The following is a 15,051-nucleotide window of genomic DNA, read 5'->3' as shown; positions in this document are numbered from 1 at the left end:
TCCTTACTCTTTAAGGTCTGCTTCTTTGACGAATGTGCCATTGATTGTCTTTCCTTTTCTTCCTTTAATCTCATCATATGCATACTGTAAACACTCCTGTAACGTCATATCATGTTGTTGTGCCAATATAATTAATGTAACGACTGTATCGCCTATACCGTCTTTTAATGCGTCCATTTGCCCACGAGATAATGCTGATGCAACTTCGCCTGCTTCTTCGTAGAATTTAAGTGCTTGTCTATCTGAATTACCATTGTGTAAATCTTTATCAATACTCCATTGTTGTACTTGTTCTACTAATTGATCTAATGTCATTTATTGTTCCTCCTCGAATTTTCTTTCAAGTCCTTCCATTTCTTGAACGATACCTTCCCAAGCATCTAGCTCTGTTTCTGCAATTTCATCTAATCCCGTAACACAATCAGCATTTTGATATTGTCTAATTCTTGTATTTAAACTACTTCTCAAACTAATCCACATCTTTTCATAATTACTCATCACTACCACGCTCCAAATCGTTAATAATTTTTATTATTTTTCCTACTTGCCCTTCAAATTCATAGCGGTCATTTTCTTCAAACCAATTAACCAACTCTTTTATCTCATCAAACGCCTCTGCCTTTAATCTTGCATTTTGCCATAGTTCAAAATAAGTATCTGACTGTAATCTCAATTCTTCTATATCTTCTAACAGTTCATCATAACTTGCCTGCGATAACTTAACTTCCGCCATTTCCTATCCCTCATTCCATTTAGAATTCTCTTTCAATAACCCTGCGTCCCTTAGATCATCATTCAAACTACGTGTCCCGTCCTCGTACCACACATTTGCAAGATATCTACCGAACACATCACTCTTGTACGTCTGCACGTAGATGTCTTTGTTTTCTACACACGTTTTAGTAAAGTCGGTAGCTTCTTTGTAGTTCTCCTGTCCTCTTTCTGGCGTATCGACACCTAGCAAACGTACACGACGTTTAGCGTAGGTATCAAAGCCATAATCGAGTAATATATCCAAAGTGTCCCCGTCCACAACATTGGTGCATGTTGCTTTGTAGGTGTATAGATTGTTGATGTCCAATTAGTTATCCTCCAATAATTCTGGGTTTTCGTAGATGTTGCCTATAACTTCTTTATTATTTCCAAAATGTAATTCAGAATAATCAAAACCACCATTGTACCTTTCTTCTAAATAAAAACCTGCATCAAGCCATTTAACTACATAAGTTTCAGCATACTCATTTTTTACAATATCGCCCTCATAAATCTCAGTACCATTCTTATCTTTCAATCTAGTTGACATCATTATTACTACATTATCTGTAACATCTGCAAGCATGCCTGATTCTACATCATAATTTAAATCTCCAGCTAATACGCTACCGTCTGAAGTTATAGATAAATCACAGTCATCAATCATTTCTTCTCTTACTTTATTCCACGCTCTAAATTTAGGTATCATCTCAAACACTCCCTGTTCCTTTTTATGTCACACTCACTAACTTTCATCGTCACTCTACTTCCTGCTACCTTAACCACAAAGCCTTTGACACCTAACTCACGTAACTCATGCTGTATTTGTGTAGGTGTCTTACCTTGTGTGTTGTAGCGATAGCGTTGGTTGATTGTGTTGGATAATATCATGCGTTTACCTTCTCGTACTCATCAGCCCACATGAACGCTCTATATCCGATTGAATAATATTCATTTCGAATATCATTACAGCTATCACAAATTGTTTGTCTGTTGTATAACGTCACTTGCTCGGCTTCTCTTGCACTCTTAAATTCATCTAACAATTCGCCATGTTCTCCGATAAAAACAATGCCCCTGCGTTTACTTTTATGACCGGTAAGACGACCTAATTCTTCTCTAGAAGTCTTTTCTAAATTACTCGCTCTGATATCATATTTCAGTCCATTTTTAGAATGGATAACGTCGTCTTTACCTAAGTTTCCGTAGAACGCTTCATAAACAAGCCTATTAGCTCGATAATGTTTCTTTTGATATTTGATAGACGGATAACCTTTTTGATTAAACACAAAATAATAACGCCAACCTGTATTAGTTTTTGCTCTAAATCTAGCATGATCACTTACATACAAACCTTCTAATTTAGTTTCTCTCCATACTTCGTTAGGTATTTCTATTTGCTGGATAAGTTGGCGTTTCTCTTTAACAGATAAAGGTTCTCTAATGAAATAACACTCTAACTTTTGGTTATATGTTCTATTTTGAATATATCCTGTAAGTGATGACGGTATAATACCTAATACTTTATGAGCATATTCAGTTGAAATGCGAGTAAGCCGATTGAATAATGGCTCCCACATATATACTGGTAATTTCTTTGCCATGCTTACCCCTCCAATACTTCGATAAATCTATTTGCATATTCTTTTAACTTTTGCTGATCCTGTAAGTCGTTCTCTTTTCTACCTGTTCTAAGTGCATAACGTAATTGAGTGAACTTCATTGCACCTATAAATTCTTCTTCGGTAAATTGTTGTTTACAAAATTCAATTAAGTCGATACCTTCATCGCTTGTATAATGATTAGGTTCTTTAACCATATCCACCTTACGAGTGAAAGGCTCTTTCACTCTAATAAAGTCATCATTATCAGTTATCGTAAATTTATAGCCACCTTGGTTTTCCACTTCCGCTTTCCATACCGTTTTAAATTTTATTTCTTCTGCGTACACACGATTGACAATTGCAGTTTGAAAAGCACTAAACTTTTTATTAGCACATTGGAACTGCACAATATCATTTCGGTTGAGTTCTGCTACTCTTACATTCTCCATTCGCTTATCCCCTTTGCACTCTGCCATATTTGTCAGTTTTAATTTTCATAAATAAATTGTTAGTTACTAGGTTTGTGAAATAGTCGCTGCATACTCTGTGTTTAGCAACGTTTTCTTTAGAACGTTTAATCTTTTGTTTCTCTATCGCTTCTTTGTTCTTTTTGTATCTTTCATCAAGTTTTTCTTGATCTATATACTCATCGTTTTTAAATCTATCTATATGAAGTCCTTCAAAACTAACCAATGCTTCATCTTTTAGACCAGCTTTATATCGTTTGTATAAAGTCCCTCTTGGTATTCCGTACTCTTTACTTATCTCACTAAGCGAAAGTTCTTCTCCAAACACTTCTGTAACAATTTCATGAGGTCTTGATGGTTTAGTGGTCGCTTCTTCCCATGCCCAACCGTCTGATATTCGTCTTATAAGTACATCGACGCTAATACCGTTCTTTTCAGCTTCTTTTATTGCCAGTGATGGTAAAGTTAGTGTTTTACCATCACGAGTTATTTCATAAAATTTTTGACTTCCTATTTTTATCTCACGCATACGATCACTTCCAACCTTCTGAAATGACACCAACGCTTTTTACATTGGTAATATCTAACTGTCTATCAAATTCATTAGGACGTTCTTCTGCTAACGCCATTACACGTTCTTCTTCGTCTAGTGTTTCATCTTCAGCATCAATATAAGCTGTACCTTCAATTACAAAATTAACTTTTAGTTTTGCCATTACTCATCACCTACCAATTCGCCATCTTTCCAAATGAGTGTCATTGTATCGTCTTCGTTTAACATATAGAATTTTTTACTCTCATCATTTTTTACTTCGGAAATTGATTGGTTTCCATACATATTAGATTTCATTATGTTTAAATCTTTCCAACCACCATCTTTGAATATAAAACTATCTTTTAATTCTAAAAGTCTATATATTTGAGTGTCTTCTGTAATTTCTTCTTCAACTTCAACTGTGAAAGTGCTTGAATACGGATCGTAACTTATAACTTCATTTGCCTTTATTTCTGGGTCGAATGAATAGTGTTCTTCGTTGTAATTAAACGTATAACCGTCTAACTCTACTTCTGTTTCTTCTTTTTTTAATAAATGTATTAAAAATTCTTTAGGCTCTAATGCTACTCTCTTCTTAATCTTTACCATTCTTCATCTTCTCCTTTTTACGCTTTCTGCGTACCTTCCACAATTTCGATTGCTTCTTCCACACTTCTTGCTACGCCATATAAAATGTTTTGCGTTTTTGCGAAGTCTTTAAATTTCTTTTGTTCAGGTCTTAATCGTCCACTTTCTGTTTTTACTTCGATTGCTATAAACTTGCCATCCGATTTACGATAACCGAATGTATCAGGAAACCCTTTAGGGAGTAATTTGATTATTCTGTTATCTTTCGTCTGTACTTTTCCAGCATTTGCTCTCCAAAGTCTATGACCACGTTGATTGATTGTTAAGATTATTTCGTTTTGTATTTTTTGTTCCGACACTTGATCACCTCGATGATGTAGACCAAAATGTATACCTAAAATAGGCTCTAACGCTTACTGCTGTAAGGTTTTAAGATAATCATGTATACCTAGCGATAAAAAGTTTCTCTATAGAAATATATATACATATATATTCTTTTATATTTTTGTATAGGACTTTTATATACATAGGTATACATGGTATACATAAAAGTATTAAAAAGCTTGATATATCAACACTTACAGACTATAAAACTATGAAAATAGGTATACATTTAGGTATACATTTTTTTAATTTAATCCGCGTAAACCAGGATATTTTTCTACAAGTTCAACACCTAAATAATTAACACCATTAGTCATTCTTTTACTTTTGAATTTCTCTTTTAGTTTCTTACCGAATTTATTCTTATCCATTTTGTACTCGTTGTTTTCATCTGCCCATTTCTTGTATTCTTGATAAAGTGCTTTTCCTGTTTCTCTAACATCCTCTGCTCTCTTGCACTTTTCTTGAATGAACTGCTCAACAACATCCATTTCAGTACGGTAAGTTTGACCAGCGTCTTTTAACTTCTCTGGCAACTCAAGTCCTTCTCTCATCCACATATATGCGCCTTCTGCCATCCAATTTAAGATTGCAGGTGCTTCTCTTAGTAATTTATACTTGAGATCTTTATCAACTTTTTCTTCAGGTATTTGTACATCAAATGGAATTAATACTAATCTTCTCCAAATACCATCGTCTGTTCCTCTGATGATCGGTTTATGGTTTGTTGAAACCCAAATTTTAAACTTAGGTGTATATTCAAATTCTTCGGCATATAAGAAACGTGCAGTGACTTTATCTCCACCAGTGATTTGTTTGATTAAACCTTCGTCAAATCTAAAACCTTCGTTAGGTTCAGAACTTGTGACAAATCTTGCTTTACTCAAACGAGCAATATCTGTATTAACATTGTCATTTTTCTTTACCATTAATGATTTTGCTTGCATGTTGTTCGAATAATCACCTAGTATTTCTGCAATCGTTTCAACAAAAATACTTTTACCATTTCGACCTTTACCAAATAGAATGAACATGACTTGTTCTCTTGTACTTCCAGTTAATGAGTAACCTAATGCTTTTTGAATGTATCGAATTACTGCTTTATCTCCTGCAAAGATGTCGTTTAAAAAGTCTAGCCATACAGCAGGTTGCATTTTCTCGCTATAGTCTGTATTAGCAATTTGAGAAAACATTCGATTAATATCGTGTTTATAAAGTTCTCTACTTGTTAAATCAATATAGCCATTTGCAACGTTTAAAAGCATATCGTCTTTATCGAACTCATCAGGTGTCACTGTTTTTCTGTGCATTAATTCGTTCATGATGTTTTTCTTGGACTGTGTACCTCTAGTTTTTTTGTAGTATTTTTGAAAGGCTTCTCTAGCTTCTTCTTCTGTTACATCTTCACTATGAAGTACTTTTTCATTTTTGATACTTTCAATCATTTCATCAATGAGCTTCCTAATAGCGCCTCTGTCATCAACTTTCCATTTTTGACCGTCATAGATATAGAATTTATTAGTAATATAACTGTGTTTATATAAATGACCGTATCTATCGATAAAACGATCAGCATTTCCTGTATCATCATAGCTGCGAATCGGATATTCTTTATCCTTCTTTTCAGCATCAAATATGTGACTAAGTGCATATCTTAATGGATTTTCTTCTTTTTCTTGTTTAGGGGTATAAATGTTATTAACTTCATTGATTGCTTTAAATAATGTTTGCTCGCCATAAGTTGAATTTTTACGCTTTTCATCCCATTTATCTCGATATAGATTCGACTGTCTGAAAATACTATCCATTTGTGAATAATCTTTTGCACACCAGAAAGCTAAAATATTAGCGAGCGCCATATCTGCTTCAGAATGAGAAGTATAATAAGGTTCATAATTCCCTTTCATTAAGTCATCGAATAGCTTTGCTTGTTTTGAATTGTAAATTTCATTAATTACATCAATTTCTGAAAGGTTATGAATATTTTCTTGGTAGTTATTTGTAGTTGGATATTTAATAGTGTTATCTGGTAGGTATTTGTTATAAATAGTTTTAAATACTTGTTCTGACACTTCGGTAACGTCTTTGTATTTACCGATATTTTTTCCAGTCATTGTAAAGAAACGACCACTATCGTACATTTCAATATTGCCTTTACGTCTACGACTTCCTGGAATTTTTCCTTTTACAATAATGTGTAAGCCATTACCACTAGGACTGACTTCTGTATAACTTTTAAATGCTTCGTTAAATTCACTGACAATATTGTCTAACTTATCACCTTGTTTAAATCTATGAAGATCATCATCAATATCATCAATGTCAATGCCGAGATAGGGAGGTTCAAAGAAGAACCCTATCCCATCGACACCTTCGGCATTAACTGCTGTTTCATAACTGGACCATGTACTTTTATCGTTTGATTTAGCGAATTCACCTGTCGCTGCATTAAAAGGTATTTTAGTACGCTTACCGTTTCTATTCTCAAACTTCCATACACACCAGTTATTGAGTTGTTTTAATTCATCTGGAATATTAGAAAGGTAAGTCGTCATCATTGATTTCTGCACCACCTGAGAACTCATTGTTGCTTGGTTTATCATCATCTGACTTCCACTCATGATTCACTTGTGGAAATTTAGTGTTTTTAAAGTTCCATGGTGCTACTCGATTGGTGATTTGTTTTTCACCTTTATATTCGTTTTCTTCTTGCTTAACATAAACTCTTACTGGTTTGCCTCTAAACATATCTAGTAACTGTTCAAAACTTTCAATAGGTGTACCTTCTGGAACACCAATACCATTTAAGTAGTGCATGAAGTTATCCATTTTATATTTATATTGACCATCGATTGTGCGTTTCCATTCATCAACAAAAATTACTCTATTTGCATATTTAGCTTGTAATTCTGATGTTTTCTTTAAATCGTTTCTTACAACAAGTTGTAATTGTGTTTCTTCTTTTCCATTTTTAGTTGCACGTTCTGTTGCGCTTTTAATAACCACTTCGTATTCGCCTTCAGGTAGTGGACTGAAATCATTGCTTTCTAAATTTGAGTAATCTGTAGTAAATAATGCCATAGTATAAAAACTCCTTTTTAATTGTTATATTTTTGTTTAATTGGTTTTAAGTCTGCATATAAGACTGGGAATGGTGCTTGTTTGTAATATGGATGATTAAATTTAATCCATGATTCTTTATAGTTATTCGCTTTTGTATAGAGGTAGTAGTCCTCTAACGTTTCTAAATCTTTTTTGTCTTTTAAATCTTTGCTGTATCGTTTGATTGTGTAATCAACTTTGAAAGGCTTGATGTCTGTAAGTTCTGCATGTTTTTGTTCTAAATCTTTCTTTTCTTCTGTTTCATTTTTATGACCGCAATTAGGACATTCATCTAATTCAGAAGCATAGACAGTAAAACATTCAGGACACTCGGTTAACTTCGGTGCGTCGTTTTCTTTTTTGCTACGCTTCTTTTTGTAGCCTTTAAAATGCTTATTCCAATCATGTGGCGTGTCAGGTAAGCCATGTCTTGCATAATTTCCAACATGATCAATAATTAAAGCTTTTTTATTAGGTTGATATCGCATTGATCGCATTGCTTGCTGCATGAATAGAACAAGTGAATCTGTTGGTCTTGCTAAAATGACGCATGTACAATCTGGAACATCGAAGCCTTCTGAAATCAAATCAACATTACATAAAACTTTGATAATGCCACTTTTAAAATTCATCATGATTTCATTTCTTTTAACTGCACTTGTTTTAGCATCAGCGTGTTCTGCGTAAATACCAGCATTTCTAAATTGTTCTGCGATATTTTCACTTGCTTCAACACTATGTGCGTAAAGAATAGTTTTTTGACCGTTTGCATACTTTTTATAGTTTTCTACAATATCGCCGTATATCGCTTTAGGTATCGCTTTATCCATTGATTGTTTTGTAAAGTCGCCTGTACTTGATTTTTTTAATTTACTTTCATCTGCAAGCACAACACTTTTGTAATCGTAGTCCGCCAGTTTGTGGTTATTAATGAGCCATTCAACAGTTGGACCTTTTACCATTTCATCGTAAATATCTGTAAAACCTTTACCATTAGCACGCCAGGGGGTTGCAGTAAATCCAACTCTTAAAGCGTTAGGAAAATAATCGTAAATATCTTTGTAAGTTTTTGCTCTACTATGATGTGTTTCATCAGTAACGATAATCTTAGGTGGTGTAAGTTCAGACAAAATATTTTTTGCACGTTTTTCTGAAAGAATATCGACATGAGTTAAATCGACACCGTGTTTTTTTAAAGTGTTCTCGATTTGATAACTTAATTCTTTACGATGAACAATAAACAAAATGTGACTACCTTTGTTCACAGCGTTTTTTACAACTTCTGCAATCATGACCGATTTACCACTTCCTGGAGGACTTTGAATTAGTACACCAGATTTTTTTAGCAATATATGCCTTGCTTGATCAACGAGATTTTCTTGGTAGTCGTAGAGTTTAAACTCCGTCATCCACATCACCGACTTTAAACAATTCTTCTTGCAAACAATGTTCTCTATTATCTAATTGATTTTTAGCAAATACATTGTTACTTGGACTTAATATAAAACCACGTTTGCCTGATTTTTCATTGAAAACTAATCGAGCAACCACTTGGCAAAGCCCTGCGACATTATCTCGAATAGTTTTGCGAATATCTGGTACTGCCTGAGTAATTTGTTGTCCTGCTGGTGTATAAGATTCGAAGTTTGTTTCCCAAGCAATAAAAACAAGTCGTTTTCCTAGCGATTGTAAGAAACGCAAGCTATCTATTGTGAAGAAATCTACGCGTTGATAATGGCTCATTTCAGGTACTCGCTCGTTCTTACCATTACGCCCTAGATTAGCGAGCATTGAACGGAATAACTCTGATATGTTGTCGATGACAATCGTGTCGTACTGATCAACTGTTTCTTTATTTTTACTAAGCCATTTCATCAATTCGCCCCACTCTTCCCACGCTTCGTGAGTATTGAATTCTAAAATGTCGATGTTCTCATTGCCTTTTAAAGGTCGTTCTGATTTATCTACGTTGATATAAAGTGTTTTGCCAGGTAAGAAATTTAATGTGTGCGTTTTACCTGTGCCAGGTTTTGCATATATGAGATACGTTGATTTATCTGTTGTAATCTCTTTAGCGTTTGAAATATTAAATTCCATCTACTTCACCACCAAACTTGTTGAACTCACTAACTCTGCACCTTCAACATCTGCACCTGCTAAAATATCTTCTTTCATTGCTTTTTTATCGTATTTATCTGGTTGTGGTATACGGTACGCTTTATCGATAAGTGCTTCATTTGTGATATTCAGACTAGGTTGATTATTGCGTTTGTAAATGTAGTTAGTTGATGTTCTGTAGTTATCTCTTTGCTGCACCTCTAAAGCGTCTTGTAAGTGCTGTTTTAATCTATCGATGAAATTATTCTTTTGTTTCTTCAATGCTTGTAGACGTTTAATCTCTTTATCTATTGCGTCAGTGTCAGCTTCTATACTTCTAATTAAGCCAACTGTATTATCCACTTTGGTATTCATATCTGCTTCAATACTGTCTAATGTATCTTGTAAATCTTCGATAGAATAACCTTCGTCTAACATATTAAGTAATTGTTGATATTTTGTTGATAAGTCATAAAGGTTAGTCATTAGTCAGATCCTCCATTTCTTTTTCATCTAACATCTTCTGTAATTGATTAGCTCTTGCATCGGCGTTTTTGTATAATCGGATATAAAACTTAACGTCTTTTCGTAAATCTTCTATATGTTCTTCTAGCGCTTCGTTTCTGCGTTTTAAGTGTTTATAGTCATTGCTTAACATTGATAAATCAATACTATCTTTAAGCAATATTTCGTATTCATCTTTTGTGAGAACAATATTGTCTTGCATAACTAACCTCCATTGTTATATGATTAACTTGAATATTATTTGTTGATACTTCGACTGTTTGCTATTTGCCGATAGCATTCAGTCTTTTATTTTGTAGTAGTATTCGTTGAAGAATACGTGTGTTACTACTCCAGCAATCACTCCTACACCTAATGCTTGTGCAATGAACACTCCACATAGTGTTAGAAAAGTGAATAATGCTAATGCCATTGTTCCAGCGATATAAATGCTTTTATCTTCTTTACTTACTTTTGGCTTTCTCACGTTCTTCCTCCTCAATTACTTTTTGTAATGCACCAGCTTTGTACATGAAGTTTAAAAAGTAGTTATACATTTCTTCTGACATCTCAATCACTCCTTTCGTGTATAATCACCTCTAAGGAGGTGTGAATATGAGTAAAATCAAACCGTATGAATTACAAGAGTTTTTTAACCAACGTAATGAACGCGCTAAAGAATTGATAAAAATATTTAGAGATGAAAATCCAGACAATAACCCTTTAGTAATTAGTGGTTATAAAACTCGCGCTGTTAGAGAAGCTAATGATGAAATGCTTATCCAACTTTTAGAAAAACTAGATTTATTAGAAAATAAATAATTCAGCATTCTTCGCGTTTTCATCGTTCACTATTTTAGCTAGTTGCTTTCCGTTTAATTCGATATTTGGTTTCCTAGCACTTCTAATCTCCTCCGCCAAGATGACGATTAGGAGTGCTATTTTTAGTTTCTTTAGCATGGTTATGCCTCCTTTACTTATGTTTTTAAAACATTATTTATTTTCTACTTATTTTTATCCTCTAAATTTGCTTGCTCTTAAATCGCTAGAAACACCTGAAAATTCTATTTGAATAGGTTTTAAATATTTTTCTATTTTTGAAATTTTCCATAATATAGTTGTTGTTACAAAAACTAATGCTACTTTGTATAAAAAGTTCATTGTTATTCCTCCTGTTCTATTACTGGTAAAATGTCATGTTCTTTCAATAATTCGTAGATGAATAAGCGACCTTTTTGCGTCCATTTTGTAGTTACTTTTGAATGTTCTTCATCTAATGCATATGTGCTTGTGTGCGTGTATCCTTTATCTTGATACTTCGCATATAACAACCAAATGTCGCCCTGCTTGTATTGAACACCTAAGCTATGCAGTAACTTGTTTAAACTTCTCGCACTCATTCCATAGTCTTTAGCAATCTTACTTACTGATAGTAATGATTTATTCTGTAAAACTAAGTCGTAATAAGTTGCTTTAGGCTTAAGTTCATTCACTTGTTGCTCTGCGACTAATCGACCTTCACGTTCTTTCTTAAATTCTGTTAATACGTGGATAATGTAGTCAGGGTTTTGAATTGTTTGTTCAATTACATTGTCCGTTGCGTAAATGCCATGTTTACGAATGGAAGGTAGAACATCTTCAAACACCCATTCTTCAAATTCATCTGCTTGAGGTAATTTAGAACGAGTGATTAATCTATATAAGTTACCTTCATCAATGAATTTCTTACTTTGTACTCCGCCGTTAGAAAGGACGTCGTGATTTACGACCCCCTTTGATTTTGTGTGACGACTAATAGCATCACGAGGGTTTGCATATCCTAAAATTTCTGCTACTTGAATTGCAGGAAACCATTCCTTACCTTCAATACTTAAAATTTCTAAATTTCCAAATTGTTTATTTTGGAAAACTTGTAATTCATTCATTTTAGTTCCTCCTTAAAATTAATTTTGGTGCTTTTGTCACCTAATTGGTGACAACGTGGTAAAAAAATTTCTTCCATACTCTTACCTAATAAATTTGAAATAATAAACATTTCATCTGAAGTGAATGGTGTTTTACTTTTCTCTTTATTGATGTAAGAGTTACGACTAATATTTAAAATTTTAGCCATTTCTTCTTGAGTAAAGTCACCTTTACGCAAGGCATATAATTTATATTGCATAAGTAATCACCTCACTTACAAAATCAATATTAGCACCAATACGGTGACATGTAAATAGAAAAGTGCTAAAAAAAATATATTTTTGCAAAATAAAGCTACCAAATTGGTGACATATAATGTATAATAAATTTAACAAAACAACGGAGGAAATTTAAAATGAACCAAGAAGAACTAGCACTTTACATTGGAAATCAAATTAAAAGCCTTAGAGAAAGAAAAGGTTTAACTCAACAGGGATTAGCCGATAAATTAGATGTTAGTAGACAAGCAATTAGTAGATACGAAAAAGGTCTAAGAAAAGCTAATCAAGATGTTTTATTCGACCTTTCACATATCTTAAATTGCAGCATTGATGATTTCTTTCCTAAAAATGAACAACAAGAAAAACCTAATCATTTAGCAGCACATCTTGATGGTGATTTAACAGATGAAGAATGGCAAGAAATTCTTGATTACGCTGAATACATAAGAAGTAAAAGAAAATAAAGGGTGTTTTATGTGGGGAAATATGAGGATATGTTAATTGAACATGACTATATTGAAGTCATTGAATGTGATAACTTACCTAAAAGGTTATCTGGTTTATGGCTCGGGGATATGATTTTAATTAATCGTAATCTGCCTATCACTTCCAAACTTGAAACACTTGCGGAGGAACTTGCTCATAACGAACTTACATATGGAAACATAGTTGATCAAAGTAATTTTAATCATAGAAAATTTGAAGGTTATGCACGTAGATTAGCCTATGAAAAGTTAGTTCCTCTAAAAGATATTGTAAAAGCATTTTTGCAAGGTATTCATAATTTATATGAACTTGCTAATTTTTTTGAAGTTACAGAAAGTTTTGTCCTACAAAGTATTGAACATTATAAACAAAAATATGGTTATTCCACTCGTTGTGGTAAATACGTTATTCAGTTTGAGCCATTACGAGTGTTTGAATATAAAGATATATGAATATTACATATTAAAGGTGGTGGTGCTATAAATAAGTGGACGATGCACCTTAGAATACAAATGAATATAAAAGTCTAATCTACATATAGGAGATAAGTCATGGAAGAAAAATTTAATAACGAACAAGAAGAAAGACAATTTAGACAGTTTCAGGAATATCAAAAACAACAAGAAGAAGAGAAAAAGAAAAAACGTATAAAAGGCTGGCTATGGGGTTGTGGTGGTTGTTTAGTTTTATTAATTCTATTAATTATTGGTCTTACATCATGTACCGGAGCCTTTGTTAATGAAGTCGATAAACAAATGAATGATGGTAATTCAGAAGTTAAAGAAGATAAAAATGCTTCTAAAGAACAAACTGCAGCATTAAACTCAGCTAAAAACTACGCAGATGGAATGCATATGTCTAAACAAGGAATTTATGATCAATTAACTTCTAGTGCTGGAGACCAATTCTCAGAAGAAGATGCACAATATGCGGTTGACCACTTGAAAGCTGATTATAAGGAAAATGCCTTAGAAAGCGCAAAATCTTATCAAGAAGATATGAATATGTCTAAAGATGGAATTTATGATCAATTAATCTCAAGTTCTGGTGATAAATTTACGGAAGAAGAAGCGCAATATGCAGTGGATCATTTAGACGATTAATTTATGGGTAGCTTGCCTACCCTTATTATTTTTTACTTTTTTTAAGGAGAAGTGATAAAAATGGCTTCATTTACAGTAACAAAACGGAAAAATAAGAACTCAACATCGTGGCAATATGATGTAAAGCACCCTTCTTTTAAGTCGGGTAAGAAACGTAAATCAGGATTTAAGACAAAAGCTGAAGCAACGAATGCAGCGCAACAATTGATTAGAGATTTAGAGGATGGTAAACAAGTAGATAGCAACAGATTGTTTAAAGATTATTATAAAGAATGGCTTAAGTTGAATGGAAAATATGAATTATCATCAAAACAGCAATATTGGTATGAACACTCGCTTGATTTATTTTTAAAACATTTCGGTGAAGATATTAAGATTAAAGATATTACTCGAAGTGAATATCAAAAATTTATATCTAATTATGCAAACGGTAGAACATCAGAAACAGTTAGAAAAGTTAATCTTTATTTATCTAGTTGTATTAAAGATGCAGTGTATGATGGTTATATCAAAAAAGATCCAACATATAACGTTAAAGCAAAAGGAACAAAACAAGCTAAAAAAGAAGATGTAAAATTTTTAACGATTAGACAGTATGAAGAATTAAGAGAGCATTTTAGGTTAAGAACAGATAAAAGTACGATTATGTTATATATACTTTTGATTACAGGAGCGAGATTTTCGGAAGTGAATAGAATGACCTATGATGACTTACTGATAACTAAAGGACTAATTCACTTGCCAGGAACTAAAACAGAAAATGCTGATAGATTTGTCGAAGTTTCTAAAAATGATTTAAAGCATATATATAAAGCGTTAGAGACACATCCACACAGAATTGATAATAAGTTATTTGGCTTATCTCATGCAGCGATTTCTAAAGTGTTTAACAAAGCTAAAAAGAAATATAACATCAATGAAGATGTCACACCTTATTCATTAAGACATACACATGCAAGTTACTTAATTAGTAAAGGTATTCCAATTGAGTACATTAGTAAAAGATTAGGTCACGCAAGTATAGCTATCACATTAGATGTTTATACACATCTTCTTGATGAACATAAAAAAGAGCAAGGCCAAAAGGTCAGAGAAATATTTTCTTGACACTTATTTGACACTTGCTCGCTGTAAACGTTGATATATCAACGGGTTATAGCGTCCTGGGAGGGATTCGAACCCCCGACCGATGGCTTAGAAGGCCATTGCTCTATCCAGCTGAGCTACCAGGACATTATTTTT

Annotated in this window: 27 protein-coding genes and 1 tRNA gene; 5 read left to right on the top strand and 23 right to left on the bottom strand. The window is 33.2% G+C overall.

The window, feature by feature from the left end:
* Window positions 1-3: 3 nt before the first annotated feature.
* From HMPREF3131_RS08620 to HMPREF3131_RS08530, 19 genes are all read right to left on the bottom strand, one after another.
* Window positions 4-315 (bottom strand): MazG-like family protein, encoded by a 312-nt coding sequence (locus tag HMPREF3131_RS08620; protein ID WP_061544528.1) that lies wholly within the window; start codon window positions 313-315, stop codon window positions 4-6.
* A complete protein-coding gene (locus HMPREF3131_RS11355) occupies window positions 316-498 on the bottom strand; it encodes a hypothetical protein (RefSeq protein WP_061544527.1) in 183 nt (60 codons plus the stop codon).
* Complete coding sequence (locus tag HMPREF3131_RS08610) at window positions 491-733, bottom strand: hypothetical protein (protein ID WP_037541360.1); 243 nt, start codon at window positions 731-733, stop codon at window positions 491-493. Before HMPREF3131_RS08610 ends, HMPREF3131_RS11355 begins: the two co-directional genes overlap by 8 nt.
* A gap of 3 nt (window positions 734-736) precedes the next feature.
* A complete protein-coding gene (locus tag HMPREF3131_RS08605; protein WP_070436642.1) occupies window positions 737-1,081 on the bottom strand; it encodes a thermonuclease family protein in 345 nt (114 codons plus the stop codon).
* A complete protein-coding gene (locus tag HMPREF3131_RS08600; RefSeq protein WP_070436640.1) occupies window positions 1,082-1,462 on the bottom strand; it encodes a YopX family protein in 381 nt (126 codons plus the stop codon). It lies immediately after the preceding gene.
* Complete coding sequence (locus HMPREF3131_RS11585) at window positions 1,459-1,644, bottom strand: hypothetical protein (protein WP_061544523.1); 186 nt, start codon at window positions 1,642-1,644, stop codon at window positions 1,459-1,461. The genes HMPREF3131_RS08600 and HMPREF3131_RS11585 overlap by 4 nt, the downstream gene beginning before the upstream one ends.
* Window positions 1,641-2,357 (bottom strand): HNH endonuclease family protein, encoded by a 717-nt coding sequence (locus HMPREF3131_RS08590; protein WP_070436638.1) that lies wholly within the window; start codon window positions 2,355-2,357, stop codon window positions 1,641-1,643. Before HMPREF3131_RS08590 ends, HMPREF3131_RS11585 begins: the two co-directional genes overlap by 4 nt.
* Before the next feature lie 2 nt (window positions 2,358-2,359).
* On the bottom strand, window positions 2,360-2,806 hold the full coding sequence (locus tag HMPREF3131_RS08585) for a DUF3310 domain-containing protein (RefSeq protein ID WP_070436636.1): 447 nt from the start codon (window positions 2,804-2,806) through the stop codon (window positions 2,360-2,362).
* Between the two features lie 4 nt (window positions 2,807-2,810).
* Entirely contained in the window at window positions 2,811-3,353 is a 543-nt protein-coding gene (locus tag HMPREF3131_RS08580; protein ID WP_070436634.1) for a sigma factor-like helix-turn-helix DNA-binding protein, read from the bottom strand.
* Window positions 3,354-3,357: 4 nt separating this feature from the next.
* The gene (locus HMPREF3131_RS08575; protein ID WP_017174805.1) at window positions 3,358-3,540 is read right to left on the bottom strand and encodes a hypothetical protein; all 183 of its coding nucleotides are present in this window, start codon (window positions 3,538-3,540) and stop codon (window positions 3,358-3,360) included.
* Window positions 3,540-3,968, bottom strand: coding sequence for a hypothetical protein (locus HMPREF3131_RS08570; protein ID WP_070436633.1), 429 nt, complete (start codon window positions 3,966-3,968; stop codon window positions 3,540-3,542). Before HMPREF3131_RS08570 ends, HMPREF3131_RS08575 begins: the two co-directional genes overlap by 1 nt.
* A gap of 17 nt (window positions 3,969-3,985) precedes the next feature.
* The gene (locus HMPREF3131_RS08565; RefSeq protein WP_070436632.1) at window positions 3,986-4,306 is read right to left on the bottom strand and encodes a VRR-NUC domain-containing protein; all 321 of its coding nucleotides are present in this window, start codon (window positions 4,304-4,306) and stop codon (window positions 3,986-3,988) included.
* A 270-nt stretch (window positions 4,307-4,576) separates the two neighbouring features.
* A complete protein-coding gene (locus tag HMPREF3131_RS08560) occupies window positions 4,577-6,889 on the bottom strand; it encodes a phage/plasmid primase, P4 family (RefSeq protein ID WP_070436631.1) in 2,313 nt (770 codons plus the stop codon).
* On the bottom strand, window positions 6,867-7,412 hold the full coding sequence (locus HMPREF3131_RS08555) for a DUF669 domain-containing protein (RefSeq protein ID WP_037541329.1): 546 nt from the start codon (window positions 7,410-7,412) through the stop codon (window positions 6,867-6,869). Before HMPREF3131_RS08555 ends, HMPREF3131_RS08560 begins: the two co-directional genes overlap by 23 nt.
* Window positions 7,413-7,429: 17 nt before the next feature.
* Complete coding sequence (locus HMPREF3131_RS08550; protein WP_070436630.1) at window positions 7,430-8,842, bottom strand: DEAD/DEAH box helicase; 1,413 nt, start codon at window positions 8,840-8,842, stop codon at window positions 7,430-7,432.
* Window positions 8,829-9,530: an AAA family ATPase gene (locus tag HMPREF3131_RS08545; RefSeq protein WP_070436629.1), complete on the bottom strand. Its 702-nt coding sequence runs from the start codon at window positions 9,528-9,530 to the stop codon at window positions 8,829-8,831. The genes HMPREF3131_RS08550 and HMPREF3131_RS08545 overlap by 14 nt, the downstream gene beginning before the upstream one ends.
* Window positions 9,531-10,016 (bottom strand): siphovirus Gp157 family protein, encoded by a 486-nt coding sequence (locus tag HMPREF3131_RS08540; RefSeq protein ID WP_070436628.1) that lies wholly within the window; start codon window positions 10,014-10,016, stop codon window positions 9,531-9,533.
* On the bottom strand, window positions 10,009-10,257 hold the full coding sequence (locus HMPREF3131_RS08535) for a hypothetical protein (protein ID WP_070436627.1): 249 nt from the start codon (window positions 10,255-10,257) through the stop codon (window positions 10,009-10,011). The genes HMPREF3131_RS08540 and HMPREF3131_RS08535 overlap by 8 nt, the downstream gene beginning before the upstream one ends.
* Window positions 10,258-10,335: 78 nt before the next feature.
* Complete coding sequence (locus tag HMPREF3131_RS08530; protein ID WP_070436626.1) at window positions 10,336-10,521, bottom strand: hypothetical protein; 186 nt, start codon at window positions 10,519-10,521, stop codon at window positions 10,336-10,338.
* Window positions 10,522-10,649: 128 nt separating this feature from the next.
* Between HMPREF3131_RS08530 and HMPREF3131_RS08525 the strand changes: the two genes are divergently transcribed.
* Window positions 10,650-10,856 carry a hypothetical protein gene (locus tag HMPREF3131_RS08525; RefSeq protein ID WP_070436625.1) on the top strand — a complete coding sequence of 69 codons (207 nt, stop codon included), beginning with the start codon at window positions 10,650-10,652 and terminating at the stop codon, window positions 10,854-10,856.
* A 192-nt stretch (window positions 10,857-11,048) separates the two neighbouring features.
* Here the strand turns inward: HMPREF3131_RS08525 and HMPREF3131_RS11350 are convergent, their stop codons facing one another.
* Genes HMPREF3131_RS11350 through HMPREF3131_RS08515 form a run of 3 tightly spaced genes read right to left on the bottom strand, consistent with a single transcriptional unit; the run spans window position 11,049 to window position 12,198 of the window.
* Entirely contained in the window at window positions 11,049-11,195 is a 147-nt protein-coding gene (locus HMPREF3131_RS11350) for a hypothetical protein (protein ID WP_176743908.1), read from the bottom strand.
* A 2-nt stretch (window positions 11,196-11,197) separates the two neighbouring features.
* A complete protein-coding gene (locus HMPREF3131_RS08520) occupies window positions 11,198-11,959 on the bottom strand; it encodes a phage antirepressor (protein ID WP_070436624.1) in 762 nt (253 codons plus the stop codon).
* Complete coding sequence (locus tag HMPREF3131_RS08515) at window positions 11,956-12,198, bottom strand: helix-turn-helix transcriptional regulator (RefSeq protein WP_070436623.1); 243 nt, start codon at window positions 12,196-12,198, stop codon at window positions 11,956-11,958. Before HMPREF3131_RS08515 ends, HMPREF3131_RS08520 begins: the two co-directional genes overlap by 4 nt.
* A 156-nt stretch (window positions 12,199-12,354) precedes the next feature.
* On the opposite strand from HMPREF3131_RS08515, the gene HMPREF3131_RS08510 reads away from it, so the two are divergent.
* The 4 genes from HMPREF3131_RS08510 (at window position 12,355) to HMPREF3131_RS08495 (ending at window position 14,916) form a co-directional block, all read left to right on the top strand.
* Entirely contained in the window at window positions 12,355-12,684 is a 330-nt protein-coding gene (locus HMPREF3131_RS08510; protein ID WP_070436622.1) for a helix-turn-helix transcriptional regulator, read from the top strand.
* 12 nt (window positions 12,685-12,696) lie between these two features.
* A complete protein-coding gene (locus HMPREF3131_RS08505) occupies window positions 12,697-13,158 on the top strand; it encodes an ImmA/IrrE family metallo-endopeptidase (RefSeq protein ID WP_069723836.1) in 462 nt (153 codons plus the stop codon).
* Between the two features lie 99 nt (window positions 13,159-13,257).
* Window positions 13,258-13,809, top strand: a complete 552-nt coding sequence (locus tag HMPREF3131_RS08500) for an Ltp family lipoprotein (protein ID WP_070436621.1) — start codon at window positions 13,258-13,260, stop codon at window positions 13,807-13,809.
* Between the two features lie 60 nt (window positions 13,810-13,869).
* Window positions 13,870-14,916 carry a tyrosine-type recombinase/integrase gene (locus HMPREF3131_RS08495; protein ID WP_049420380.1) on the top strand — a complete coding sequence of 349 codons (1,047 nt, stop codon included), beginning with the start codon at window positions 13,870-13,872 and terminating at the stop codon, window positions 14,914-14,916.
* A 52-nt stretch (window positions 14,917-14,968) separates the two neighbouring features.
* Here the strand turns inward: HMPREF3131_RS08495 and HMPREF3131_RS08490 are convergent.
* Window positions 14,969-15,042 (bottom strand) — tRNA-Arg (locus tag HMPREF3131_RS08490).
* Between the last annotated feature and the right edge of the window lie 9 nt (window positions 15,043-15,051).

The sequence above is a fragment of the Staphylococcus sp. HMSC14C01 genome (assembly GCF_001808085.1).
GTDB classification, from domain to species: Bacteria; Bacillota; Bacilli; order Staphylococcales; family Staphylococcaceae; genus Staphylococcus; species Staphylococcus hominis.
Note: the sequence above shows the minus strand (reverse complement) of the source record. Positions and strands in the feature narration are given on the sequence as shown.